Origin of the sequence: Amycolatopsis sp. NPDC004625, assembly GCF_040609695.1 — a bacterium.
Lineage (GTDB): Bacteria > Actinomycetota > Actinomycetes > Mycobacteriales > Pseudonocardiaceae > Amycolatopsis.
Window position 1 is genome coordinate 97,204 of the sequence record NZ_JBEXKX010000006.1, and the last position, 23,238, is coordinate 120,441.

The 23,238-nt window shown below is 71.6% G+C and carries 22 protein-coding genes; 16 read left to right on the plus strand and 6 right to left on the minus strand.

From position 1 onward, the window contains the following. Position 1: 1 nt before the first annotated feature. The 3 genes from ABZW17_RS08790 (at position 2) to ABZW17_RS08800 (ending at position 3,506) form a co-directional block, all read left to right on the plus strand. Positions 2–577: a hypothetical protein gene (locus tag ABZW17_RS08790; RefSeq protein ID WP_354811177.1), complete on the plus strand. Its 576-nt coding sequence runs from the start codon at positions 2–4 to the stop codon at positions 575–577. A 615-nt stretch (positions 578–1,192) separates the two neighbouring features. Beyond that, positions 1,193–2,305 (plus strand): hypothetical protein, encoded by a 1,113-nt coding sequence (locus ABZW17_RS08795; RefSeq protein WP_354811179.1) that lies wholly within the window; start codon positions 1,193–1,195, stop codon positions 2,303–2,305. A 1,075-nt stretch (positions 2,306–3,380) separates the two neighbouring features. Then, entirely contained in the window at positions 3,381–3,506 is a 126-nt protein-coding gene (locus ABZW17_RS08800; RefSeq protein ID WP_354811180.1) for a hypothetical protein, read from the plus strand. A 299-nt stretch (positions 3,507–3,805) separates the two neighbouring features. On the opposite strand, the gene ABZW17_RS08805 is transcribed toward ABZW17_RS08800, so the two are convergent. From ABZW17_RS08805 to ABZW17_RS08815, 3 genes are all read right to left on the minus strand, one after another. After that, positions 3,806–4,129 (minus strand): WXG100 family type VII secretion target, encoded by a 324-nt coding sequence (locus ABZW17_RS08805; protein WP_354811182.1) that lies wholly within the window; start codon positions 4,127–4,129, stop codon positions 3,806–3,808. Beyond that, a complete protein-coding gene (locus tag ABZW17_RS08810) occupies positions 4,129–4,671 on the minus strand; it encodes a YbaB/EbfC family nucleoid-associated protein (RefSeq protein ID WP_354811184.1) in 543 nt (180 codons plus the stop codon). Before ABZW17_RS08810 ends, ABZW17_RS08805 begins: the two co-directional genes overlap by 1 nt. Positions 4,672–4,813: 142 nt before the next feature. Continuing rightward, positions 4,814–6,106: an MFS transporter gene (locus ABZW17_RS08815; protein WP_354811186.1), complete on the minus strand. Its 1,293-nt coding sequence runs from the start codon at positions 6,104–6,106 to the stop codon at positions 4,814–4,816. A gap of 211 nt (positions 6,107–6,317) precedes the next feature. Between ABZW17_RS08815 and ABZW17_RS08820 the strand changes: the two genes are divergently transcribed. Next, entirely contained in the window at positions 6,318–6,890 is a 573-nt protein-coding gene (locus ABZW17_RS08820; RefSeq protein ID WP_354811188.1) for a YqgE/AlgH family protein, read from the plus strand. Here ABZW17_RS08820 and ABZW17_RS08825 read toward each other — a convergent pair. Next, positions 6,887–7,306, minus strand: a complete 420-nt coding sequence (locus ABZW17_RS08825; RefSeq protein WP_354811189.1) for an SdpI family protein — start codon at positions 7,304–7,306, stop codon at positions 6,887–6,889. The genes ABZW17_RS08820 and ABZW17_RS08825 overlap by 4 nt on opposite strands. A 65-nt stretch (positions 7,307–7,371) precedes the next feature. On the opposite strand from ABZW17_RS08825, the gene ABZW17_RS08830 reads away from it, so the two are divergent. From ABZW17_RS08830 to ABZW17_RS08840, 3 genes are all read left to right on the plus strand, one after another. After that, positions 7,372–8,532, plus strand: a complete 1,161-nt coding sequence (locus tag ABZW17_RS08830; protein WP_354811191.1) for an esterase-like activity of phytase family protein — start codon at positions 7,372–7,374, stop codon at positions 8,530–8,532. A gap of 172 nt (positions 8,533–8,704) precedes the next feature. Beyond that, the gene (leuS, locus tag ABZW17_RS08835) at positions 8,705–11,545 is read left to right on the plus strand and encodes a leucine--tRNA ligase (protein WP_354811193.1); all 2,841 of its coding nucleotides are present in this window, start codon (positions 8,705–8,707) and stop codon (positions 11,543–11,545) included. 90 nt (positions 11,546–11,635) lie between these two features. Continuing rightward, a complete protein-coding gene (locus ABZW17_RS08840; protein WP_354811195.1) occupies positions 11,636–12,373 on the plus strand; it encodes an SDR family oxidoreductase in 738 nt (245 codons plus the stop codon). Here the strand turns inward: ABZW17_RS08840 and ABZW17_RS08845 are convergent. Then, the gene (locus tag ABZW17_RS08845) at positions 12,370–13,107 is read right to left on the minus strand and encodes a TetR/AcrR family transcriptional regulator (RefSeq protein WP_003087390.1); all 738 of its coding nucleotides are present in this window, start codon (positions 13,105–13,107) and stop codon (positions 12,370–12,372) included. The genes ABZW17_RS08840 and ABZW17_RS08845 overlap by 4 nt on opposite strands. A gap of 179 nt (positions 13,108–13,286) precedes the next feature. Here ABZW17_RS08845 and ABZW17_RS08850 point away from each other — a divergent pair, with 179 nt between their 5' ends. The 8 genes from ABZW17_RS08850 to ABZW17_RS08885 all read left to right on the plus strand — a co-directional run bounded on the left by ABZW17_RS08850 (position 13,287) and on the right by ABZW17_RS08885 (position 21,418). Further along, positions 13,287–13,790, plus strand: coding sequence for a YbaB/EbfC family nucleoid-associated protein (locus ABZW17_RS08850; RefSeq protein ID WP_354811198.1), 504 nt, complete (start codon positions 13,287–13,289; stop codon positions 13,788–13,790). Positions 13,791–13,812: 22 nt separating this feature from the next. Next, positions 13,813–14,136 carry a hypothetical protein gene (locus tag ABZW17_RS08855; RefSeq protein WP_354811200.1) on the plus strand — a complete coding sequence of 108 codons (324 nt, stop codon included), beginning with the start codon at positions 13,813–13,815 and terminating at the stop codon, positions 14,134–14,136. Beyond that, the gene (locus ABZW17_RS08860) at positions 14,129–15,112 is read left to right on the plus strand and encodes a hypothetical protein (protein WP_354811202.1); all 984 of its coding nucleotides are present in this window, start codon (positions 14,129–14,131) and stop codon (positions 15,110–15,112) included. Before ABZW17_RS08855 ends, ABZW17_RS08860 begins: the two co-directional genes overlap by 8 nt. A 4-nt stretch (positions 15,113–15,116) precedes the next feature. Beyond that, positions 15,117–16,208, plus strand: coding sequence for a hypothetical protein (locus ABZW17_RS08865; protein WP_354811204.1), 1,092 nt, complete (start codon positions 15,117–15,119; stop codon positions 16,206–16,208). 260 nt (positions 16,209–16,468) lie between these two features. Then, positions 16,469–17,338 carry a ribokinase gene (locus tag ABZW17_RS08870; protein ID WP_354811206.1) on the plus strand — a complete coding sequence of 290 codons (870 nt, stop codon included), beginning with the start codon at positions 16,469–16,471 and terminating at the stop codon, positions 17,336–17,338. A gap of 28 nt (positions 17,339–17,366) precedes the next feature. After that, positions 17,367–18,104 (plus strand): hypothetical protein, encoded by a 738-nt coding sequence (locus ABZW17_RS08875; RefSeq protein ID WP_354811208.1) that lies wholly within the window; start codon positions 17,367–17,369, stop codon positions 18,102–18,104. Next, a complete protein-coding gene (ptsP, locus tag ABZW17_RS08880; protein WP_354811210.1) occupies positions 18,097–19,725 on the plus strand; it encodes a phosphoenolpyruvate--protein phosphotransferase in 1,629 nt (542 codons plus the stop codon). The genes ABZW17_RS08875 and ptsP overlap by 8 nt, the downstream gene beginning before the upstream one ends. Before the next feature lie 289 nt (positions 19,726–20,014). Next, complete coding sequence (locus ABZW17_RS08885; protein WP_354811212.1) at positions 20,015–21,418, plus strand: MFS transporter; 1,404 nt, start codon at positions 20,015–20,017, stop codon at positions 21,416–21,418. Positions 21,419–21,491: 73 nt separating this feature from the next. On the opposite strand, the gene ABZW17_RS08890 is transcribed toward ABZW17_RS08885, so the two are convergent. Beyond that, positions 21,492–22,154, minus strand: a complete 663-nt coding sequence (locus ABZW17_RS08890) for a DUF1707 domain-containing protein (protein ID WP_354811214.1) — start codon at positions 22,152–22,154, stop codon at positions 21,492–21,494. A gap of 96 nt (positions 22,155–22,250) precedes the next feature. Between ABZW17_RS08890 and ABZW17_RS08895 the strand changes: the two genes are divergently transcribed. Then, positions 22,251–23,237, plus strand: coding sequence for a hypothetical protein (locus tag ABZW17_RS08895; protein ID WP_354811216.1), 987 nt, complete (start codon positions 22,251–22,253; stop codon positions 23,235–23,237). Position 23,238: the final 1 nt, after the last annotated feature.

Sequence of the window (23,238 nt, forward strand, 5' to 3'; positions counted from 1 at the left end):
GGTGGTCCGCATCGACCTTCGACGAGCTGAGGAACGAGGGTTCGGTGATGTGCGCGCCTTCGTGGAACCGTCCGAGGAAGGCTTGAAGGCGCGCCGGATCCCCTTGGAAGTCGACCCGCCGCGACACGGTCCCGACGTGCGGCGGAAGTTCGTTCAGCCCGGAGACAAGCGCCCCGGCCTGCGGCGCGAGTTCGACGAGCTCAGGCCCGCCCATCCGCAGAGCCCGGTTGAGCGGCCCGACCATTTCGTACCGCGTGTAGGCATGAACGGCGAGCGCCCCGGCATCGGAGACCCCGGGGTGGAACTGGTCCCGCTTGGCGAGAGCTTCGCGGCGCACCTGTTCGTGCCGCCACTCACCGGACTCGGAGCTGTGCCGCCCGGAGTCCATGAAGGTGTCCTCGATCCGCCGGATCCCGGCGGGGTCCGCGGTGTGAAACCGCTGATCGGTGAGATAGGGCTCGGCAGGCGTTTCGGCGGCGTGTTCGCCAACGGCCGGTTGTTCATGGCTCTGGCCGCTGGGTTGTTCGTGGACAGGGGCGTGCTCGGCGCCGGGCGGCTGCTCGTGGCCGGGCGCTGACTGGCCGCTGGGTTGTTCATGAGCCGCCGCACGCTCGGCGGCGGGTGCCTGCTCCTGGGCATGGGCGACAGGTTGCTCCGCCTGCGGCCCATCGTGGACGGGCGCGGGTTCGGGAGCAGGCGCGTGTTCGCCAACGGGCGTGGACTGCCCGGCCGGCTGCTCACGCATCGGCGATTCGGCGACAGGCACGGAAGCCTCGTGCGCGGTCGGCCGCTCGAACGCCCGCGGCGGCTCCTGAGGCACCCGCGGATCCCCCACCCGCGGCGGCTCCAAAGGCCCCCGACCAGGCTGCTCCGGAAGCGCCCCGAACCGCGACGGCGGAACAGCAGGCGGCCCCAGCCGCGGATCATGCGGCGGAACAGCCGGCCGCCCACCGGGCGGAGGCGGCATCGGCGGCCGCCCGCCGGGGCCCTGCGGACCCCGCGGCTGAGCCGGATACCCACCCGGGCGCTGCCCCCCACCGGGCCGTCGCGGATCCTGCGGATGTGCCCCCTGACCAGGCCCACCCCCCGGCTGGTGTCCACCGGACCGAGCATTGAAAGGCCCGCCCGGGTGCGGTTGCGCGCCGGGCTGCCCCGGCGGCCGCTCGCCAGGATGAGCAGGCGGTTGCCCACCGTGAACCGGCTGCACCGGCGGCTGCACGTCCGGGTGGGCCTGTCCGCTGGGGTGAGCTGGTGGCTGCCCGCCATGAACCGGTTGCGCACCCGCCTGCGCCGGCGGCTGCCCGCCTGTGTGGGTCTGCCCGTCGGGATGAGCTGGCGGCTGCCCGCCCGGGTGAGCCTGCCCGCCTGGCTGAGCAGGCGGTTGCCCACCTTGGAGCGATTGCGCACCGGGATGAACCGGCGGCTGCCCGCCTTGGAAAGCCTGTGCAACGGGGTGGACTGGTTGCCGACCTGGCTGGGTAGGCGGTTGCCCGCCTTGGAATGGTTGCGCGCTGGGATGGATCGGCGGCTGCGCGCCTGGGTGAACAAGCGGCTGTCCGCCTGGCTGGATAGGCAGCTGTCCGCCTTGGAGCGGTTGCGCCCCGGGGTGGACCGGCGGTTGCCCGCCTTGGAACGGCTGTGCGCCGGAGTGGATCGGCGGCTGTCCGCCCTGGAACGGTTGGGTGCCGAGACCGGCCGGTGGCTGTCCGCCCTGGTGGGGCTGCCCGTTCAGCTGAGCCGGCTGCCCACCCTGGAACGGCTGCCCACTAAGACCGACCGGTGGCTGCCCGGCCGGGTGGGGTTGGGCGCCGTGGTGGAACTGTGGTCCCGGCGTGGTTGGCGGCTGCCCGCCCGAGTGGGGCTGCCCGCCCTGGAATGGGTGCCCGCCGTGCTGGGGCGCCGGTCCTCCGGGCCGAGCCGGCGCGGGGCCGCTCTGGGGTGGCCGAACCGATGGCTGCACCATCCGCCGGGGATCCTGCGACGGAACTCGTTGCGGCTGCTCCGGCGGCACCTGCCCGCCACCCCGCGGCGGCATCGCCCCACCGCCACGTCCGGCGGTCGCCGTCCCGCCCGGCGGCATCGCCCCACCTCCGGCGTTTGCCATCCCGCCCGGCGGCGGCGTGAACCCACCCCCAGCTGGCGGCGAAACCTGCTGAGGCGACGGACCGTTCTGCACCGCTCCCGCATCCGCCGCGAACGGCTGGCTCGCACCTCCGGTGAACCCCGCCGCGCCGACGTTGTCGTGCGGACGTCCGCTCTGCCCTCCGAACCCTGGCTGCGGGGCCATGCCGTAGCCGCCCGGTGAAATCGCCGCCTGCTGTGGCGTTTCCACCGCGCGGGGCTGCTGGACCTGGTCGCCGCTCGACCGTGGCGGCTCAGCCTCCCGGCGGACCTCCGGCTCCGCCCGCGCTTCCGACGAAGACGCTCCCTCGCCACGCGACTGGGGCGCAGCGGGAGCCTCGCTCCGCGACTGGACTTCGGAAGACGGCTCGTGCTGAGCAGCCTCGCTGCTCGGCGCCGCCGCGGGTCCTGGCTCTCCCCCGCGCGACTGGGGCGCGGCGGGAGCCTCGTTCCGCGGCGCCACCGCAGGTCCCGGCTCCTCCCCACGCGACTGAGGTGCGGAGGAAGGCTCGCGCGGCTCGTCGCCCCGCGACTGGACTTCGGCGGGTGCCTCGTGCCGCTGCTCCTCCTGCTGAGGCGCCTCACCCCGACCTCGCGCCTCTTCACTCCGCGACTGAGACTCGGAAGCCCCATCTCCCCGCGTCTCAGGCTCCGCCGAACCCTCCCGCCGCGGCTCCGAAGACGGCTCAGCCGCACCCGCCTCCCGCGGGATGTTCGCCTCGTGGACCGCGTGCAGCTGCTCCTTGGCGCCCCCGACCGCGCCCCCGACAGCCCCGCTCGACGCCCCCATCAACAACTGCTCCGGCGTCAATGACCCCAAATCGCCGGTCACCGCCGCCTGGCCGACCGTCTGGGCGACGCCCTCGACCGCCCCACGTGCCCCGGCCCTCAGGGCCGCGTCCGCGACCTGGCCACCCGCAGAATGCGACAGCCCCTCCGTCGCCCCGCGCCCTATCGATCCCGATGCCGCTCCGACCACTCCGCCGACCGCGCCGGAAACTGCCGCGTCCGAGGTTTTCGACCAGTCCCACTCCTGGCGATCGCCCTTGGCCATCTGCAGGCCCTGGATGCCCGCGTCCATGCCCAGGTTGATCGCTTCGTTCTTGAGGACCTCCATGCCGATCTTCTTGAGGCCCTGCTTGAGCAGCTTCTCCAGCAGCTCCTTCGCGACCTGCTTGAACCCCTGCTGCGCCAGCTTCTCGAGCAGCTGCCTGAACAGCATCTGCACGGTCATCCGGGTCGCGATCTGAGCCGGCGCGATGCCCGCCGTCGAGCCGCCGAACGTCACTGCGGCCGCCGCGATCATCGCCGCTATCTGGGCTGCCAGGATGATCAGGGAAATGATGATCATGTACTTCGTGTACTCGACGTCCAGCGCCGTCTGATCACACGAATCGCCCAGGGCCTTGGCCGCGTCCGCCAGCTGCTTGAAGTACGCCTCGTCGCCCTCGACGAACTTCTTCCACTGCTCCGCGAACGCGTCGGCGCCGTCGCCCGTCCAGTTGTCGCGGACGCCGGACGCCGCCTGGGTGCCCGTCTCCGACACCGGGCCGATCGCCGACGACGCCGTGTGCCACGCGTCCCGCAGGGCGCGCAGCTTCGTCTCGTCGCCCTCGGGCCAGCTCTCGCCGACGACGATCGGCAGCAGCCACTTGACCGCGTCGGGCATCTCCATCCCCACGCGTCAATGCCCCTTGCTCAGCTGCGATGTCACGTCTTCGTCGGCGCCCGAGAGGGCCTTCATCGACTTGGCGACGTTCTGCTGCATCCCCCGCAACCCCTGCACGAGGTTCGTGAACCCTTCGACGGCGCCCTGCGCGCCCTGCACGTAGTCCTTGGCGAACTCCTTGCCGGAGTCGTCGCCGCCCCAGCACTCGCCCTGGGCGGCGAGCGCCGACGAAAGGGCCTTCGCCGCGTTGTCGAGGGCATCGGCCGCCGTCACCAGGCCGTTCGACGCGCGCAGCACCGCGTCCGGCTCCGCCGTGAAGCCGGAACCCCCGTCCGGCATCAGTCGCCCCTCGTCATCCAGGACGACGGCGGCTCCTCGTCCTCGTCACGCGGCGGGCGGACGCGCTTGGGGGTGGGCTTGGGCGCGGGGACCGGCGGCGCCTGCTCGTTGCGCAGGATCGAACCGCCGTCCTCGAACGACTCGGGCCGCGGCGCCGGAGTCTCCTCGACGACGTCGTCGAACGCCGGGATCGGCGGCACCAGCCCGGCCAGCGACGGTGCGCCTTCGACCAGGTCGGCCAGGTCCGGCAGGCCCTCGGTGATCGGCGCCATCAGGTTCGCGATTTTCTGCTTGACCTGCAGCGATCCCTGACGCACCAGCGTCTGGACGGTGTTCGCGAGCTGCGCGGGCGTGGTGCGCTCGAACGTGTTCGGCGCGAATTCGAGCTTGGCGAGGCTGCCGCCGGCGTCGATGGTGGCGCGGACGAGGCCGTCGGGGGAACTCACCTGGGCGGTGGTCTCGGCCGCCGCCGCCTGGGCGTCGCGCAGCTGCGCCGTCTGCCGTTCGAAGTTCTCCAGGAGGGTGTCCATCTGGTCCTTCATCGCGGCATTCCGTGCTTCGAGCCGTGCACGGTCGTCGCCCGCGGTGGTCACAGGTGCCCCCGGTGTCCCTCGAACCTACTAATGACTTGCCGTCACCCTAATGCCAATGGAGCAGTCCCCGTGACCGGTTCGAGTGTTTGCGTCAGCGAATCGCACGTCGGCGGGCCACCAGGTAGCCGGCCCCGCCGACCAGGTAGCAGACCGTCGCGGCGACGAGCAGGCCCGGCGAACGGCCGTCATCCGGCACGACGAGCGCGCCCAGCGAAACCGCCGCCACCTGCGTGATGTTGAACAGCGTGTCGTACAGCGCGAACACCCGGCCGCGGGCCTCGTCGGCGACGTCGAGCTGGATCGACGAGTCGACGCAGAGCTTGAGCACCTGCCCGGCCCCGGTGATCACGAACGACGCGACCAGCGCGAGCGGCAGCAGCATCGGCAGGCCCAGCGCGGACTGCGCGATCGCCGCCAGCAGCAACGCGCCGAGGACCGCGCGCAGCCGGCCGAAGCCGCGGATGATGCGCGCGGTCAGCAGCCCGGCGAGCAGCAGCCCGGCGCCGGCGAGCACCGCCATCTGCCCCAGCCCGGGCAGGCCGGCGCGGAAGATGCCGTGGTCGGTGAAGTAGTTGCGCATCAGCAGGACGGTGACCAGCAGCGACACCCCGAACGACGCCCGGTGCGCGAACAGCGCGACGAACCCTGCGGTGACGCTGGGCGCGCGCCACGCGTGCCGCGCACCGTCCGCCAGCCCGCGCGCGACGGCGAGCACCGGGTTCGTCGGCTCGTCGACCACCGTCGGCCCGAGCACGCCCCGGGCGAAACCGCGCGCGATCAACGCCGAGACCAGGGTGCCGAGCACCGCGAACGCCGTGGTTTCCGCCGATCCGACGTCGTTGCTGCCGAACAGCGCGCGCAAGCCGATCGCGCAGCCGCCGCCGATGACGGCGACCACCGAGCCGAGCGTGGTCGCGAACGCGTTCGCGGTCACGACGCTCTCTTCTTCCACCACGTGCGGCAGGGACGCCGAGAGCCCCGACCCGATGAACCGGGAGATGCCTTCCGCGGCCAGGGCCAGCGAAAACAGGCCGAATCCGCCGAACCCGAACCCGACCGCGGCGGACGCGCTCACGATCGCGAGCCCGCGCAGGAGGTTCGCGAAGATCAGGACTTTCCGGCGGTCCCAGCGGTCCAGCAGCGCACCGGCGAACGGGCCGACGACGGAGTACGGCAGCAGGAGCGCGGCGAACCCGCCCGCGATGGCCAGCGGATCGGCGGCGCGTTCGGGGTTGAACAGGACCGCGCCCGCCAGGCCGGCGCGGAAGACGCCGTCACCCCAGCTGGCGGCGAAGCGCGTGAAGAGGAGACGGCGGAAGTCCGGGTCTTTGAGCAGCTCCCTAGGGCCTCTTCGTGCTGTCGTCGACTGGGAGCTGATCGTCACGAAGTCAGGGTAGAGGGTGGCCGACGCACTGAGGTCGCCTCTCGGCGGCTATGCGCAGTGTGGCTCCAGCCGGACGGTATTCCACAAAGGCGGTTCTTCAGTGAGCCCGGGGGACACGGAGTGCGCCGACCACATGTTTCAAACGGGGCTCGTGGGGCGATTGTTCCCGAGCCGAAGTAATTCGCCGGGCCAGAGGTGAGATCATGGGTCCGTGCCAGCGGACGCCGAGGTTGAGCCGGGAACGCTCCTGGTCGCCGCCCCCACGATGGTCGACCCCAACTTCCGCCGGACCGTGGTGTTCGTCATCGATCACCGCGACGAGGGCACGCTGGGCGTGGTCCTGAACCGGCCGAGCGACGTCGCCGTGCACGACGTGCTGCCCAACTGGGGCGGGCACGTCGCCGAGCCGCAGGCCGTGTTCGTCGGCGGCCCGGTCGAGAAGAAGACCGCGTTGTGCCTGGCCGCGCTGCGCACCGGGGAGACGGCGGCGAGCGTGCCGGGGGTGATCGCGGTCCGCGGGCCGGTCGCGCTGGTCGACCTGGACACCGATCCCGAGGCGCTGGTGCCGAAGGTCCGCGGCGTGCGCGTCTTCGCCGGGTACGCGGGCTGGGACTCGGGGCAGCTGGCCGGCGAGATCGAGCGCGACGACTGGGTCATCGTGCCCGCCTTGCCGAGCGACATCCTGGCCTCGCCGGACGGTGACCTGTGGAGCCAGGTGCTACGCCGTCAGGGCATCCCGCTGGCGCTGCTGGCCACCCATCCGGGCGACCTCCAGCGGAATTAGGACTCTTCCTTCTTGAAGACGCCGCAGCCGCCCGCGCCGCACGCGCAGCCGCTGCAACCGGCCGGCGCCGCCGGAGCCGGGGCAGGCACGGTCAGCGCGGCCCGGTTGCCGAGCACACCGCCGCCCATGACCAGCAGCACCATGGCGAGCACCCCGGCGAGCGCGGCCGAGACGAGACCACCGGTCGTCGGCATGGCGAGCCCGGCCAGCCCGGTGAGCACGGCGATCGCGCCCCCGGCCATGGTCGGCAGCGCCGCGACGCGGTTGGCCAGCTTGAAGGCTTCTTCGCTGCGCAACGCCGCTTCCGTGCGCACCCCGGTGCCGCCCTCGCGCGTCAAGCGCTCGCGGAACCCGAGGAACCCACCAAAACCGACGAGCAGACCCAGCACGACCGGAACCAGCGCGATAGCGAACACGGGTCAAGGATAAGCGTGACGTCCCGGCAACCTGCCGGATACCCTGATCGACTGTGCTACAGGCCATGTCACCGCGTGTACTGCCCACCGTCCTGACCGCTGCCCTGATCGGGGGAATCCTCGCCGCCACGCCGGCGAGCGCCACCGAGAGTCACCAGCGGCCCATCCGGCTGCTCGGCGAAAAGATCGTCCCGAACTCCCTGCAGTTCCAGGGCACGACGGTCGGCGGCCTGTCCAGCATCGACTACGACCCGCGGACCGGCGGCTACGCGCTGATCTGCGACGACCGGTCGGCGATCAACCCGGCCCGGTTCTACACCGCGACCTTCCCGGTGTCCGCGAAGGGCGTCGGCGACGTCACCTTCACCGGCACGAAGCCGTTCCTGCGTCCCGACGGCACGCCGTACCCGCCGCTCGCGCAGAACGACCCCTCGAAGCCGCAGAACGAGCAGACGATCGACCCCGAAGAGTTGCGCGTCGACCCGTGGACCGGCGACTACTACTGGTCGCAGGAGGGTGAGCGGACGGCGACGACGTTGATCGACCCCTCGGTCCGCGAGGCGCGCCGGGACGGAAAATACGTCCGTGACCTGCCGATTCCCGCCAACGAGAAGATGACGCCGACGGCCGGCCCGCGGCAGAACCTGGTCCTCGAGGGCCTCACGTTCACCGGCTTCGGCTCGCTGATCGCCAGCGACGTCGAAGGCCCGCTGCTGCAGGACGGCCCCGAGTCGACCACCACGACCGGTGGCGTTTCGCGGATCACGCTGCAGGGCCGCTACGGCCCGGTGCTGGCGCAGTACGCCTACCCGCAGGAGCCGATTTTCGCGTCACCGGTGCCCGCCGGCGCGTTCGCCACCACCGGCGTCTCCTCGATGCTGGCCGTCGACCAGGCCGACCCGACGAAGTTCCTGATGATGGAACGCTCGTTCGTCACCGGCGTCGGCAACAAGGTGCGCGTCTACGAGATCGACACGAGCGGCGCGACGAACGTCCTGAAAGTGAAGTCCCTGGCCGACGCGAAGCACGTCAAGCCGGTGAAGAAGCGGTTCCTCTTCGACGCGGCCGACCTCGGCCTGTCCACTGTGGACAACCTGGAGGGCATGACCTGGGGCCCGAAGCTGCCGAACGGCGAGCGCAGCTTGATCTTGGTCAGCGACAACAACTTCTCGCCGACGCAGGTCACGCAGTTCGTCGCACTGGCGGTCCCCTCCGAACGGCTTTGACCAGCAAGTTACGATGTGCACATGAACACGGCTCGGCTGCTCCCGTTCTTCAAGGGTCTTAGCCTGCCGCGCTGACCGGGCCCGGCCCGGCCGGCGCGGCGACCCCTCATGCCCTGGTGGCTGAGGGGTCGAGTTGTTTCTGGAGTAGCTCGAAACGCGAAGGAAGACGGCGATGACTGAGGCGACCGGGACCGACGTCCCCGCGCACCGCTACACGGCCGCGCTGGCGGGGCAGATCGAGCAGCGCTGGCAGGACCACTGGGCCGACCAGGGCACCTTCCACGCGCCCAACCCCGTCGGGCCGCTCGCCGTCGAGGGGCAGCCGGTGCCCAGCGACAAGCTGTTCGTCCAGGACATGTTCCCGTACCCGTCGGGCTCCGGCCTGCACGTCGGGCACCCGCTGGGCTTCATCAGCACCGACGTCTTCGCCCGGTACCACCGGATGATCGGGCGCAACGTGCTGCACACGATGGGCTTCGACGCGTTCGGCCTGCCGGCCGAGCAGTACGCGGTCCAGACCGGGCAGCACCCGCGCAAGACGACCGAGGAGAACATCCGGACCTACCTGCGCCAGATCCGGCGCCTGGGCCTGGGCCACGACGAACGCCGTCGCATCTCCACGATCGACCCCGAGTACTACCGCTGGACGCAGTGGATCTTCCTGCAGATCTTCAACAGCTGGTACGACACCGAGGCGGGCAAGGCGCGGCCGATCGCCGAGCTGGAGGCCGCCTTCGCGGACGGCTCCCGGCCGACGCCGGACGGCCGTGACTGGGCGTCGCTGAGCGCGGCCGAGCGCAAGACGGTCATCGACGACCACCGGCTGGTCTACATCTCCGAGGCGCCGGTCAACTGGTGTCCGGGCCTGGGCACGGTGCTGTCGAACGAAGAGGTCACCGCCGACGGCCGTAGCGAGCGCGGCAACTTCCCCGTCTTCCGCCGCAACCTGCGGCAGTGGATGATGCGGATCACCGCGTACGCCGACCGCCTGGTCGACGACCTGGACCTGCTGGACTGGCCGGAGAAGGTCAAGTCCATGCAGCGGAACTGGATCGGCCGCTCGCACGGCGCCCGCGTCACGTTCTCCTCCGGCGACGACGGCATCGAGGTCTTCACGACCCGGCCGGACACGCTGTTCGGCGCCACCTACATGGTGCTGGCGCCGGAGCACCCGCTGGTCGACAAGCTGACGACCGCGCAGTGGCCTTCGGAGGTGGACGAGCGCTGGACCGGCGGCGCGGCGACGCCCGCCGAGGCCATCAAGGAGTACCGCGTCGCCGCGTCGCGGAAGTCCGAGCTGGACCGGCAGGAGAACAAGGAGAAGACCGGCGTCTTCACCGGCGCGTACGCGACGAACCCGGTCAACGACAAGCAGATCCCGATCTTCGTCGCCGACTACGTCCTGATGGGCTACGGCACCGGCGCGATCATGGCCGTCCCCGGCCAGGACGTCCGCGACTGGGAGTTCGCCGAGAAGTTCGGGCTGGACATCGTCCGGACCGTGCAGCCCTCGGACGGCTTCGACGGCAAGGCGTTCACCGGTGACGGCCCGGCGATCAACTCGGGCTTCCTGGACGGCATGGACGTCGCCGAGGCCAAGAAGACGATCATCGACTGGCTGTCGGAGAAGGGCGCCGGCACCGGGACCGTGCAGTACAAGCTGCGCGACTGGCTGTTCTCGCGCCAGCGCTACTGGGGCGAGCCGTTCCCGGTGGTCTACGACGAGGCCGGGGAAGTGCACGCCGTCCCCGAGTCGATGCTGCCGATCGAGCTGCCCGAGGTCGCCGACTACTCGCCGGTGACGTTCGACCCCGAGGACCGCGACTCGATGCCGTCGTCGCCGCTGGCGCGCGCGACGGACTGGGTCGAGGTCGAACTGGACCTGGGCGACGGCCCCAAGACGTACCGCCGCGACATCAACACCATGCCGAACTGGGCGGGTTCCTGCTGGTACCAGCTGCGCTACCTGGACCCGACCAACGCCGAGACGTTCTGCGCACCGGAGAACGAGCAGTACTGGATGGGCCCGCGGCCGGGCGAGCACGGCGCGGACGACACCGGCGGTGTCGACCTGTACGTCGGCGGCGTCGAGCACGCGGTGCTGCACCTGCTGTACTCGCGGTTCTGGCACAAGGTGCTGTTCGACCTGGGCCACGTGACGTCCAAGGAGCCGTACCGGAAGCTGTTCAACCAGGGCTACATCGAGGCGTATGCGTACACCGACGCGCGCGGTGTCTACGTCCCGGCCGAGCAGGTCGAGGAGCGCGACGGGAAGTACTTCTTCGAGGGCGAAGAGGTCACCCAGGAGTACGGCAAGATGGGCAAGAGCCTGAAGAACGTCGTCACGCCGGACGAGATGGCCGAGAACTACGGCGCCGACACGTTCCGGTTCTACGAGATGGCGATGGGCCCCCTGGCCATGTCGCGCCCGTGGGCGACGAAGGACGTCGTCGGCGCGCACCGGTTCCTGCAGCGGCTGTGGCGCCTGGTCGTCGACGAGGCGACCGGCGAGCTGCGGGTGTCGGCCGGCGAGGCCACCGACGCCGACCGGAAGGTGCTGCACCGCACGGTCGCCGGCGTCCGCGAGGACTACGCGGAGATGCGGTTCAACACGGCCGGCGCGAAGCTGATCGAGCTGAACAACCACGTCACCAAGGTGTACGGCGCGGCCGCGTCGACACCGCGTGAGCTGGCCGAACCGCTGGTGCTGATGCTGGCGCCGCTGGCCCCGCACCTGGCCGAGGAGCTGTGGCACCGGCTGGGGCACGCGGACTCGCTGGTGCAGGGGCCGTTCCCGGTGGTCGACGAGAAGTACCTGGTCGAGGACTCGGTCGAGTACCCGATCCAGGTCAACGGCAAGGTCCGGTCCCGGGTGACAGTGCCGGCTTCGGCGTCTTCCGACGAGGTCCAGGCGGCGGCGCTGGCGGACGAGAAGGTCGCGGCGATGGTCGGCGACGGCTCGCCGCGCAAGGTGATCGTGGTGCCGGGACGGCTGGTCAACATCGTTCTCTAGCACGCTGTCCGAAAGCTGCCGGTGATCTCCCGGTTCTCCGGATTTGATTGAACGGTCAAGGAAATCCGTTCGATCGAAGGAGAACCGGGGATGACCCTCGACGGCAAGGTGGCGCTGGTGACGGGCGGCAGCCGGGGCATCGGCGCGGCCACCGCCCTGCGGCTGGCCGAGGACGGCGCGGACGTCGCGCTGACGTACCAGCACAACGGCGCGCTGGCGGCCGAGGTGGTCGACAAGATCAAGAGCCTCGGCCGTCGCGCGCTGGCGATCCAGGCGGACTCGGCGGACGCCGCGGCGGTTTCGGCCGCCGTCTCGGCTGCGGTGGCGGAGTTCGGCCGGCTGGACGTGCTGGTCAACAACGCGGGCGTCGGCTTCGTCGGCGCGTTCGCCGAGACCGCGTTGGAAGACGTCGACCGCGTGCTGGCGGTGAACGTCCGCGGCGTCTTCGCGGCGACCCAGGCCGCGGCCGGCGTGCTGAGCGACGGCGGCCGCGTGATCACGATCGGCAGCTGCGTCACCGACCGCGTCCCCGGCCCCGGCATGGCGCTGTACGCGACGAGCAAGGCGGCGATGGTCGGCCTGACCAAGGCATTGGCACGTGAGCTGGGCGCACGCGGCATCACGGTCAACCTGGTCCACCCGGGCCCGACGGACACGGACATGAACCCGGCCGACGGACCCTACGCGGCCGACCAGCGCGCCCTGACGGCGTTCGACCGCTACGGCAAGCCGGCCGAGGTGGCCGCGGCGGTGTCCTACCTGGCTTCACCCGGCGCCGAGTACGTGACGGCGACGGTGCTGTCGGTGGACGGCGGCCACGCGGCCTAGCCGGAGTAGAGCCCGATCTCCCGGGCGAGGTCGATGAGCATGGACTCGAACAGGACGTCCGGCTTCGACATGGGAATCGGGTAGTTGCCGAAGACCTCGAGCGTGACGTGCCCGTAGAGCCGGGCCCAGAACTGGATCATCAGGTACGTCACGCCGAGGTCGATCTTTTCGACGGGCACGCCCTGATCGGACTCGGCGAGCACGGCGACCAGCGACTCCTGGAAGGTCTGCAGGTCGTCCCGCAGCTCGTCCGGAACCCCGCTGGCCGACGGCAGCACGATGTCGTGCCGCGCGAGCACCCGCCCGGCGGCGGCGAGGAAGATCCGCCCGAACGGCTCGTCGACCCGGCTCAGCGCACTCCCGGCCGTCGACCCCACGCCGCCGGTGGGCGACGCGAAGACGAGTGTGAATTCCTTCGTGTGGGTGAGCGCCCACCGCCGGAACCCCTTGCAGATGGCGAACAGCTGCAGCACGCCGTCGTCCGGCAGCTCGGCGATCTCCTCGGCGAGCTCGTCGGCCAGGTCGGCGCAGACGTCCAGCCGCAGGTTCTCGACGAGGTCGTCCCGCGATTCGTAGTACCGGTACAGCGCGGGCGCGGTGATCCCCAGCTCCCGGGCGATGGCACGCAGCGTGACCGCCTCCGGCCCCTGCTCGACGAGCAGTTTCCGGGCGGTCCGCCGGATGTCCTGTTCGGTAGCCGCACGCGCGCGACCCCTCCGCGTGGGGTGGCTCATCCGAACAGTCTAGGGGCCTAGTACGACAAATCTTGCATTAACGCGATCCGCGCCGTAACGAAAAGGTGCAGCTCAGGCGCGCTACGAACCGCTGATGACCGGAGCCGTCCCGAAACTGTCGGTCCGGTGTGCCACACTCGGTCGCCGTACGGTTACCGACGTGAACAGGGGAGGTTCGCGTGTCGAACCCTGAGCAACTGCTGGCGAGTTTCGACGCCAGGATCGCCGAGGCCAAGCAGCGGGGCGACCGGATGCAAGCCGAGATGGCGGCGGTCTCCGTGTCCGAACGCAGCCAGGACGGCCAGATCGCGGTCCGGGTCAACCACCTCGGCAACCTCGTCGGCCTCGAGATCGGGCACGCCGTGCGCGAGAAGGCGAACCTCGCCGACGAGATCCTGCGGACCGTCCGGCACGCGCAGAGCAAGCTGGCCGGTGCCGTGCCGGCCGGGATGCCGTCGATCGCGGGTACCGAAACCATGAACGAGCTGGTCCAGCAGCTGCACCGCCAGTTCCCGGAGCCGGAACCGCAGGGCTTCGTCGAAGGCGGCCACGCGGCGCCCGCGACCGACGGCGCGCGCTTCATCGCCGAGGAAGAACCGTCGCCACTGCCGAAGCCGCCGCGCCGCGCGCCCGAACCCGGCAGCGACGACGACTACTTCAGCGACGGCGACTACCTGCGCTGACCAGGGCAACGAGGGGAACACGGTGAACAACCCGCAACCGGACATCCGGATCCAGCCCGAGCAGTTGCTGTCCCACGCGAAGAAGCTCGAACCGTTCGTCGACCGGTTCGCGAAGACGCTGGACGCGGCGGCCCAGGTCGTCGACCCGATGGCGTTCGGCCTCATCGGCCAGGCCTGCGGCCTGGGCGCGCTGTGCGGCGTCGCCCAGACCCTGGGGAGCGACTCGATCGGCCACGCGAAGAACGTGGCGCAGGAGCAGATCGACCGCGTACGCACCTGGTCCCAGCACGTCGACTGGCGCGAGCAGGACGTCAAGGCGAGCTTGGAAGGAATCCACCTTGACTGAGAACGCGCTGGTGACGGCGGCGGAGAAGAAGGTCGAGGAAGGGTCCTCGGCGCTCGAAGGCGCCGGGATGGCGCAGGACTTCTGGGACGCGGCGACGAAGGCGGCCGACGGCGACTGGACCGAGGGCCTGCTCAACCTCGGTTTCGGGGCCGCCGGGGTGGCGGAGTTCCTGCAGGACCCGATCGCGGGCCTGGCGAGCATGGGGCTCGGCTGGCTGATCGAGCACGTCGAGTTCCTGCGTGCCCCGCTCGACTGGGTCACCGGGAACCAGGAACAGCTCGACGTCATGCAGGAGACCTGGAGCGGCATCAGCGACGAGATCGACGCCGTCGCCAAGGACCTCCTGGACACGGTGAAAGCCGACAGCGCGGAGTGGCAGGGGCAGGGTGCGGACGCCTATCGCGCGTTCACGGCCGAACTCGGCGACATGTACTCCGGTGTCGCCGGCGGGGCGAAGGCCGTCTCCGTCCTGATCGACGTCTGCAAGAGCATCCTGAACGTCGTGCGCAGCGTGCTGCGCGACCTGCTCACCGAATGCATCGGCAAGCTGATCAGCATCCTCATGCGGTACCCGGGCCCCGCCGCGCCGGCGGGCCTGGCCGGCGAGGGCACGGCCGAGATCGTCAAGTGCGGATCGCGGATGTCGGAGTGGCTGCAGAAGCTCCTGCGGGCCTTCCGGAAGGGCATCAGCCAGTTCAACCACCTCAGCGGGCTGTTCCGGACCGTCGGCCAGAAGCTGCTCGCCGCCCTGCGGGACGCGGCACACGCGGCGCCCGGCGTCTTCAAGGACGGCCTGAAGGAGCTGCCGAAAGCACTCGGCGAAGAAGCCGGCAAGGAAGCGGGCAAAAAGACCGCGGGCGCCTACGACGAAGCCGACAAGAACTACCGCGAGAACCACTACAACGAGAAGAAACCCGCGGCCGCCGAACCGGTGTTCCAGCAGCAGGGTGGTCAACGCATCTCCGGGTCGATCTGACGCCGTGGTGCCGACGACTCCCGGCGAGCCGGAAACCGCCGTGGTGCCGGTCCGGCTGCCGATCCACAACCCGCCGTCCGAGCTGAGGACGGCCGTCGGGTGCATGGCCGTCCTCGGGCTCGTGCTCGCGGTCGCCGCGGGCCTGCTGGCGTGGGTGCGCCGCGGAGATCCGGTCATGCACCTGGTCTCGCCCGCGCTCGGCGTGCTGGCCGTGCTGTGCTTCTGCGTCAAGCCGATCCTGGGGCGCTACCTCCGCCGGCACGGCGGAATGGTGACGGCTCGGGTCGAGTTCGGCCCCGACGGGTTCCGGCAGCCGCTCGAGGACAGGACGACGCTCGTCCTGCCCTGGGACGACGTCCGGCGGTTCGTCTTCCGCGAAGGCGGGCCGGGCGGCCGGATCGCGCTCGCCGTTTCGCTGGTGGACGAGGACGCGATCCGGAACCTCAACCCCGACTGCCGGCACAAGTCCGAAGACGGCTACATACTGTCGTCGGCGCTGGCCCGCGAAGAGGCCGAAAAGGCGGCGGCCGCGATCGAGCGGTACCGCCCCGGACTCGGCCGGTGGACCTCCAAGAACGTCCGGCGCGGCGGCTTCGGCGTGCCGGACCCGGTCAGGCGCCTGGTCAGACGCTGGAGCGCGGACTCGGCACGCACGCTCGTCCGCGCCGAGCAGGCTTCGGCCGGCCGGTTGTTCGTGCTGTGGACGGCGTGGCTGGCCGTCATCGCCGACTTCGTGGCGCCGGCCTTCTACGACATCCCGCCCGGCATCCCGCTGCCGGTCGCCGTGACGATCTGGATGCTGCTCTACCTGACGCGCTACCGGGGCGAATCCGGCGAATTCGCCCTGACCGCCGACGCGATCACCTGGCGTCCCGAGGAGGGCGAGCCGGTCCGGGTGCGGCGCGCCGACCTCGGCCGGCTGGCGGCTGAGCCTTCGGGGAAGCAGGCCACGCGTCACTACGTCTCGGTCCGCGCGGTTCTCCGTCGCGGCGAGGAACGGCCGCTGGCGGCGAAAGTTTCGCCGGGCGCGGCCAGGAACGTGCTGCGGCTGGCGCAAGGGGCGCCGCCGACGCCGATCACTCGGGGGGCTACGTGATCGGCGCCGGCGACCCGATGCCCTGCCCGGCTGGTGCCGGTTGGGGCAACGTCACCACGTCCGACGTGGTGACGCACCAGGAGAGCGGGACCGGACCACGTAGTGACGGCCGGGGGACGGTCATCCCCCGATCGAGTGACGGGCTTCCGCTGCTCGCATGATTGTCGCACTCAGCCCCGGATAAGTTACAAAAACCTTCACTTTCCCTTCCTTGCCCGTGCTGACCTGGAGCGGACGGCTTTCGTGGCACAGTGCGGGGCATGAACTCTGACGTGCTCGTTGTGGGATCCGCCAACGCCGACCTGGTCGTCGCGGTGGACCGGCGGCCGGGTGGCGGAGAGACCGTGCTGGGCGGGGACACCGTGCTCTCGCCGGGCGGCAAGGGCGCCAACACGGCGGTCGCCGCCGGGCGGCTCGGTGCGGACGTCGCGCTGCTCGGCGCGGTCGGCGACGACTCCTACGGCCGGCTGCTGCTCGACTCGCTGCGTGCCGCCGGTGTCGACACCGGCCTCGTGCGGACCAGCGACCGGCCGACCGGCATCGCCTACATCACCGTCACGCCGGACGGCGAGAACTCGATCCTGGTCTCCCCCGGCGCCAACTCCAGCCTGGCGCCCGCCGACGTCGACGCCGTGTTCGACGGGGTCGAGGTCATGGTCGTCTCGCTGGAGGTGCCGCTGCCGACCGTCGAGCACGCTGTCGCGCGCGCGGCCGAGAGGGGCGTAAAGGTGCTTCTCAACCTTTCGCCGGCCGCGAAGCTTTCGCCGGAGACGCTGGCCAGGCTCGACGTCCTGCTCGTCAACGAGCACGAGGCCGCGTGGCTGACCGGGCCCGGCGCCGACTTCCGGAAGCTGCTCGACCTCGGCCCGCGGGCGGCCGTCGTGACGCTCGGTGCGGCCGGGGCCGTGGTCGTCGAAGCCGGTTCGGTGCGCCGGGTCGAGTCGCCGGCGGTCGAGGCCGTGGACACCACCGGGGCCGGGGACGCCTTCGCGGGCGCCCTCGCCGCGTCGCTCGCCGACGGCGCCGACCTCGTGTCGGCGGCGAAGCGAGCGGTGCGGGTCGCCGCGGTCAGCGTCACGCGGCACGGCGCGCAGCCGTCCTACCCCACCGCCGCCGACCTCGGGGAATGATCACCCGGCCTGCCGTGTTGCCGATCACATGGGCGATTCGTTCGGCTCGGCCTGGCGGCGCGGCTACCTCGCGCAGCTGCGGGCGATCGCCGACGCACGCCGGCCGGACCACCTCGCGATCATGCCGCTCGACGAGACCCTCAAGGCGCTCGGCAAACAGACCGAGGTCGACGAAGGCGTCCACGAGGTGCCGCTGGAGGGCGTCGTCGGCACCGTGGCCCGCGCCGGGGACTTCGACCGCGAGTTCCGGCCGCGCAACCGGGCGCTGCGCGACCGTTGGGAACACCTGACCCGGACCTCCGCGGACCTCCCGCCGGTGCGGCTGGTCCGGCTCTCCGACATGTTCTTCGTCGAGGACGGCCACCACCGCGTCGCGATCGCCCGCGCTCGCGGGGCCCGGACGATCCGCGCCCGGGTCCGCTGGATCAGCACGGTCGCCTGCGCGCTGCGCTGCCTGACGCTGGCCGACCTGCCGTCGAAGACCGCCGAGCGGATGTTCCTCGAGCGCGTGCCGCTGCCGGACGACGTCCGGCTCGGGCTGTGGCTCGACGACCCGGGAGACTGGTTCCGGCTCGCCGACTCGGCCGAGGCCTGGGGTTTCCGCCGTATGCTGGCCGGACGGCCGGTGCGCAGCCGCGAAGAACTGGCCGACGCCTGGTGGCACGAGGAGGTCCGGCCGGTGCTCGAACAGGTGCGTGAACGCGGTTTGTGCCCGCCACCACGAGATATCCAGACGTATCTGAGCTATGGTCTAGACCATGTCTGAGCTTCTCTCCGGGGTCGCCGTCAGCCCCGGCCGCGCGAGTGGTCCCGTCGTCCGTGTCGCGGAGCCGCTCGGCGAGCCCGCAGCCACCCCGGCCCCGGCCGATCCGGCCGCCGAAGCCGCCCGGATCGCCCCCGCGGCCGCAACCGTCGCCGGCCGGCTGGAGAAGCAGGCCGAAGGCGCGTCCGGCGAAGCGGCGACCATCCTGATCACGACGGCCGCGATGGCCGCCGACCCGGCGCTCGCGGCCCAGGCCGAAACGCTGGTCAAGACCCAGGGGCTGCCGGCCGCGCGAGCCGTCTACCAGGCCGCGGAAGGCTTCGCCGAAGCGCTGGCCGCGGCCGGCGGGTACATGGCGGAACGCGTCCGCGACGTCCGTGACGTGCGCGACCGGCTGATCGCCGAGCTGCTCGGCATCGCGCCGCCGGGGGTGCCCGAGCTGGCGTCCCCGAGCGTCCTGGTCGCGCGCGACCTCGCCCCGGCCGACACCGCGGGCCTCGACCCGGCGAAGGTCCTCGCCCTGGTCACCGAGGAGGGCGGCCCGACGAGCCACACGGCGATCCTGGCGCGCGCCCTCGGCATCCCGGCCGTCGTCGCGGTGCGCGGCCTGCTGAACCTGGACGCGCAAGCGCTTGCGGTCGACGGCGACACGGGCACGGTCGAGGTCGCGGACCCGTCGGCCCCGGTCGTCGCGGCGACGGTGGCCGAGCTGGCCGAGTGGAACGGCACCGGCGCGACGGCCGACGGCCACCGCGTGAAGGTCTACGGCAACGTCGGCTCCCCGGCCGACGCGCAGGCCGCGGCGGACGCGGGCGCCGAAGGTGTCGGCCTGTTCCGCACCGAGTTCTGCTACCTGGACGCCTCGGACGAGCCGTCGGTGGCCGACCAGCGCGCCGCGTACACGGCGGTGCTCGCGCCGTTCGCGGGCAAGCCGGTGATCGTGCGGACCCTGGACGCGGGCGCCGACAAGCCGCTGGCCTTCCTGTCACCGGACGCCGAGCCGAACCCGGCGCTCGGCGTCCGCGGGCTGCGCGTGGCGTTCGACCGGCCCGAGGTGCTGGACCGCCAGCTCGAGGCCATCGCGGGCGCGGCAGCGGATTCGGGCGCCGAGGTCTCGGTGATGGCCCCGATGGTCGCGACGGTCGAGGAGGCCGCCTGGTTCGCCGGCCGCGTCCGCGCGGCGGGCATCGCCCGGGCGGGCGTGATGATCGAAATCCCGGCGGCGGCGCTGAGCGCCCGCGAGATCCTCGACGCGGTGGACTTCGTCTCGGTCGGCACGAACGACCTGGCCCAGTACACGTTCGCGGCGGACCGCCAGCTCGGCGCGGTGGCCAAGCTCAACGACCCGTGGCAGCCGGGCCTCCTGCGCCTGCTGAAGCTGATCGGCGACGCGGCCAAGGCCACGGGCAAACCAGCCGGCGTCTGCGGCGAAGCGGCCGCGGACCCGCGGCTGGCGCTGGTCCTGACGGGCTTGGGCCTGACGAGCCTGTCGATGAACGCCCCGGCGATCCGCACGGTGGGAGCCAGCCTGGCGGCGGCGACCCTCGCGGAGTGCGAAGCCCTGGCCGAGGCGGCCCTGGCCACATCGGACCCGGCAGCCGCCCGCGCGGCGGCCCGCCCCTGACCCGGACGGGATAGCGGCAGCCGGCTCCCGGTGAGTGGGCCGCCCCCCACTTTCAGTCTATCGGTCATCACCGACAGTGCCGCTCTGTGCCAACCTGGACGGGCGCAGTTGTCCACATTGATCGAGGGGTGTGAACAACTCGCCCGAAGTCCGTGAAGGTCATCACCGCAACCCGGAGGTGGCCTTCGCGGACTTTCTCCGGAAAAAACTTCCGGCCGGTTGTCGATTCCGCGCTTCTCCGCTCGACGCAGGGGTGAACGCGAACGATCGAGCCGAGAGGACCCTCACCATGACCGCCACCATCGCCGCCCCGGCTGATGCCGTTCGGGCCGGACGTCGGGAGTGGATCGGGCTGGCCGTGCTGGCGCTGCCGACCCTGCTCGTCTCGCTCGATGTCTTCGTGCTCGTGCTCGCCCTGCCGAAACTGGCCGTCAGCCTGCACGCCGACGGGACCGAACAACTCTGGATCATGGACACCTACGGCTTCATGGTCGCCGGGTTCATGGTCACCATGGGGACCCTCGGGGACCGGATCGGGCGGCGGAAGCTGCTGCTCATCGGGGCCGCCGCCTTCGGGGTCGCCTCCGTCGCCGCCGCCTTCTCCACCACTGCCGGCATGCTGATCGCCGCCCGGGCCGTGCTCGGGATCGCCGGGGCGACCCTCGCGCCCTCCACCCTCTCGCTCATCGGGACGCTGTTCGAGAACCCGCGGCAGCGGGCCGAAGCCATCGGGATCTGGGCCGGCTGCTTCTCCGTCGGCGCGATCGTCGGGCCGATGGTCGGCGGTTTCCTGCTCGAGCACTTCTGGTGGGGTTCGGTCTTCCTGCTCGGCGTGCCCGCCATGGTCGTGCTGCTGATCGTCGGGCCGAAGCTGCTGCCCGAGTACCGGGACGAGACCGCCGGGCGGCTCGACCTGCCGAGTGTCGCCCTCTCGCTCGGTGCGATCCTGCCCGCCGTCTACGGCGTCAAGGAACTCGCCCGTGACGGCTTCCGGACCGTTCCCGTCCTCGCCCTCGTGATCGGCGTCGTCGTCGGCTACGTCTTCGTCAAGCGGCAGCGCACGCTCGACGACCCGCTGATCGACTTCAGCCTGTTCGCCGCGAAGGCGTTCCGGACCACGCTCGGCGGGATGCTGCTGTTCAGCATGCTCGGCGGCACGACCATGCTCTTCGTCGCGCAGTTCTTCCAGCTCGCCCAGCACCTGTCGCCGGTCGGGGCCGCGCTGGGGCTGCTGCCCGGGATGGCCGGCTCGACCGTCAGCTTCCTCGCCGCGCCCGTGCTCGCCCGCCGCGTGCGGCCCGGCGCCCTCATCGCCGGTGGCGTCGCCCTCGCCGCGTCCGGGATGGTGATCCTCGCGCTCGTCGACCCCGCCGCCGGGCCGGTGTGGCCCGCGCTCGGGTTCGCCGTGACGTCGCTGGGTGTGGGGCCGATGGTCGCCCTCGGCACCGACCTCGTCGTCGGGTCCGTTCCGGTGCGCAAGGCCGGGGCCGCCGCTTCGCTGGCCCAGACCGTCAACGAGTTCGGGTACGCCTTCGGCCTCGCGACCGTCGGCACGCTGGGCAACGCCGTCGTCCGTTCTCACGGCCTGCCCGACGGGCTGCACGTCGTCGCCGGGCTCGCCGCCGTCGCCTTCGCCGCGCTCGTCTGGTTCGTCGCCCGGCACCTGCGCGAGATCCGGCCGCTGGCCGCCTGACGACGGCGAAGGCCTCCCCACCCGATGCCTGGGTGGGGAGGCCTTCCTGACGCCGGGGGCAGAGGGGCCCCGGCTAGCCGAACAGCCCGCGCCGCGGGTGCCGGACGACCAGCGAACCGCCGTGGACCCGGCCGCTCAGCACGTACCGCGGGTTGCCCATCCGCCCGTTGCTGCGGGTCTTGTCCTCCATCGAGCCGAACTTGACGTCCCCGATCGAGTTGAGGTCCACCGCCGCGTGCTCCGGGATGATGATCTCGACCGAGCCCCACTTGGCGTCCAGCTCGATGTGCACCACCGGCGACTGCACCTGGGCCTCGGTGAAGTCCAGCTTCGTCGAGCCGTACTTGTTGCGCACGACCAGCTGGGACGGCACCACCCACGGCCCGCCGCGGTGCAGCGACGAGTACTTCGCGTTCAGCTCGACGCGCGGGCCGGGCGAGTAGCCGCCGTAACCCACCGGAGCCGAGTACGCCGGCGCGGCGGCGAGGGCCGCGGCCGGGTGGTAGAGGCCGGCCAGGTCGGCCAGCACGGCGTTCAGCTCGCCGCGGGTCCGCGACGCCAGCGCGCGGTCCGTGCGCTCGGTGAACTCGTCGAGGTCGATCATGCCGCGGCCGATCGCCTTCTGCAGCACGTTGACGACGTGCTCGCGTTCGTCGTCCGACACCCGGAGATCGCGCTCGCCCAACGGCTTGGTTTCGGTCACCGGTTCCGCTGCCGCGGTCTCTTCCTCGCCCATGTCGACGATGGTAGAACTGGATTCCACCAGGGAGATCGGGGGAAAACCCTGAACGGACCCGTAGTTCGCGCCGCCGCCTTCGCGGCCGTTGTCCTGGTGGCCGGGTGCACCGCCGAGGCCCCGCCGCCGCCACCCGCTCCGCTCACGGAGCTCTCCGGCATCCAGGCAACCGGCGGCATCGGCGTCACCGCGCTGCTGGCGACCACCGCACCCACCCTGTTCGACGCCGACCGCGGCGCCGCGGCCACCGCGCCCGGCTACCCCGGCGGTGACGTCCGGCCGGCCGTCGTGCGGGTCGGGAAGCACGTCGTCCTGACGGTCAGCCCGTTGTACTCCCGGGACGCCGAACCCGCCGAAATCCTCGAGTACACCGGGCCGTCGAGCCCGCCGCGGTCCCTCGGCCGCGCCTTTTCGGCGGGTCCGGACACCGGTGGCGAAGGCGTGTGGCTGATCCGGCAGGACGCGCCGGACACCTGCCGGCTCGAGCACGTTTCGCTCACCGCGGGCGCGCTCGGCCCCGGCCAGCCCGCCAGCTGCCGCACCCGGGTGCGGGCCGAGACCCCGCACGGCCTGCTGATCACCATCAACGCCGATTCCGCCGAGTCGACCGACGCCCTGGTCGAACCGGCGACCGGCCGCACGATCCGGCAGGCGCCGCGCATCCTCGGCGCCGCCGGCGACTGGCTGCTGCTCGACGGCCTGACCGACCTCACCCTGGTCGACCTGCGGGACAACAGCAGCAAGAAGCTCAGCCGGCCCTCGATCGGCGCCGCGCCCACCGTGGTGCCCTCGCGGGAAGGAGCCATCTGGGCGGTCGACTTCGCCAACGCCGCCTACCGCGGCACCAACACGCAGACCCAGGACATCTGGCTGCTGCGCCCGGACGGGCCGACCTGGGACCACGCACCCGGGATGCCGTTCATCACCGAGCACCTCGGCCGCGGCTTCGACTGGTCGGACGCCGGTGACCTGGTGCTCGCCGACCGCGTCCTCGCCGCCTGGCACCCCGGCGAACCGCAGTGGCGGCTCAGCCAGGCCGCCCTGCCCGCCGGCACCTGGTCGGGGTTCGCGGTCCTGCCCTGAG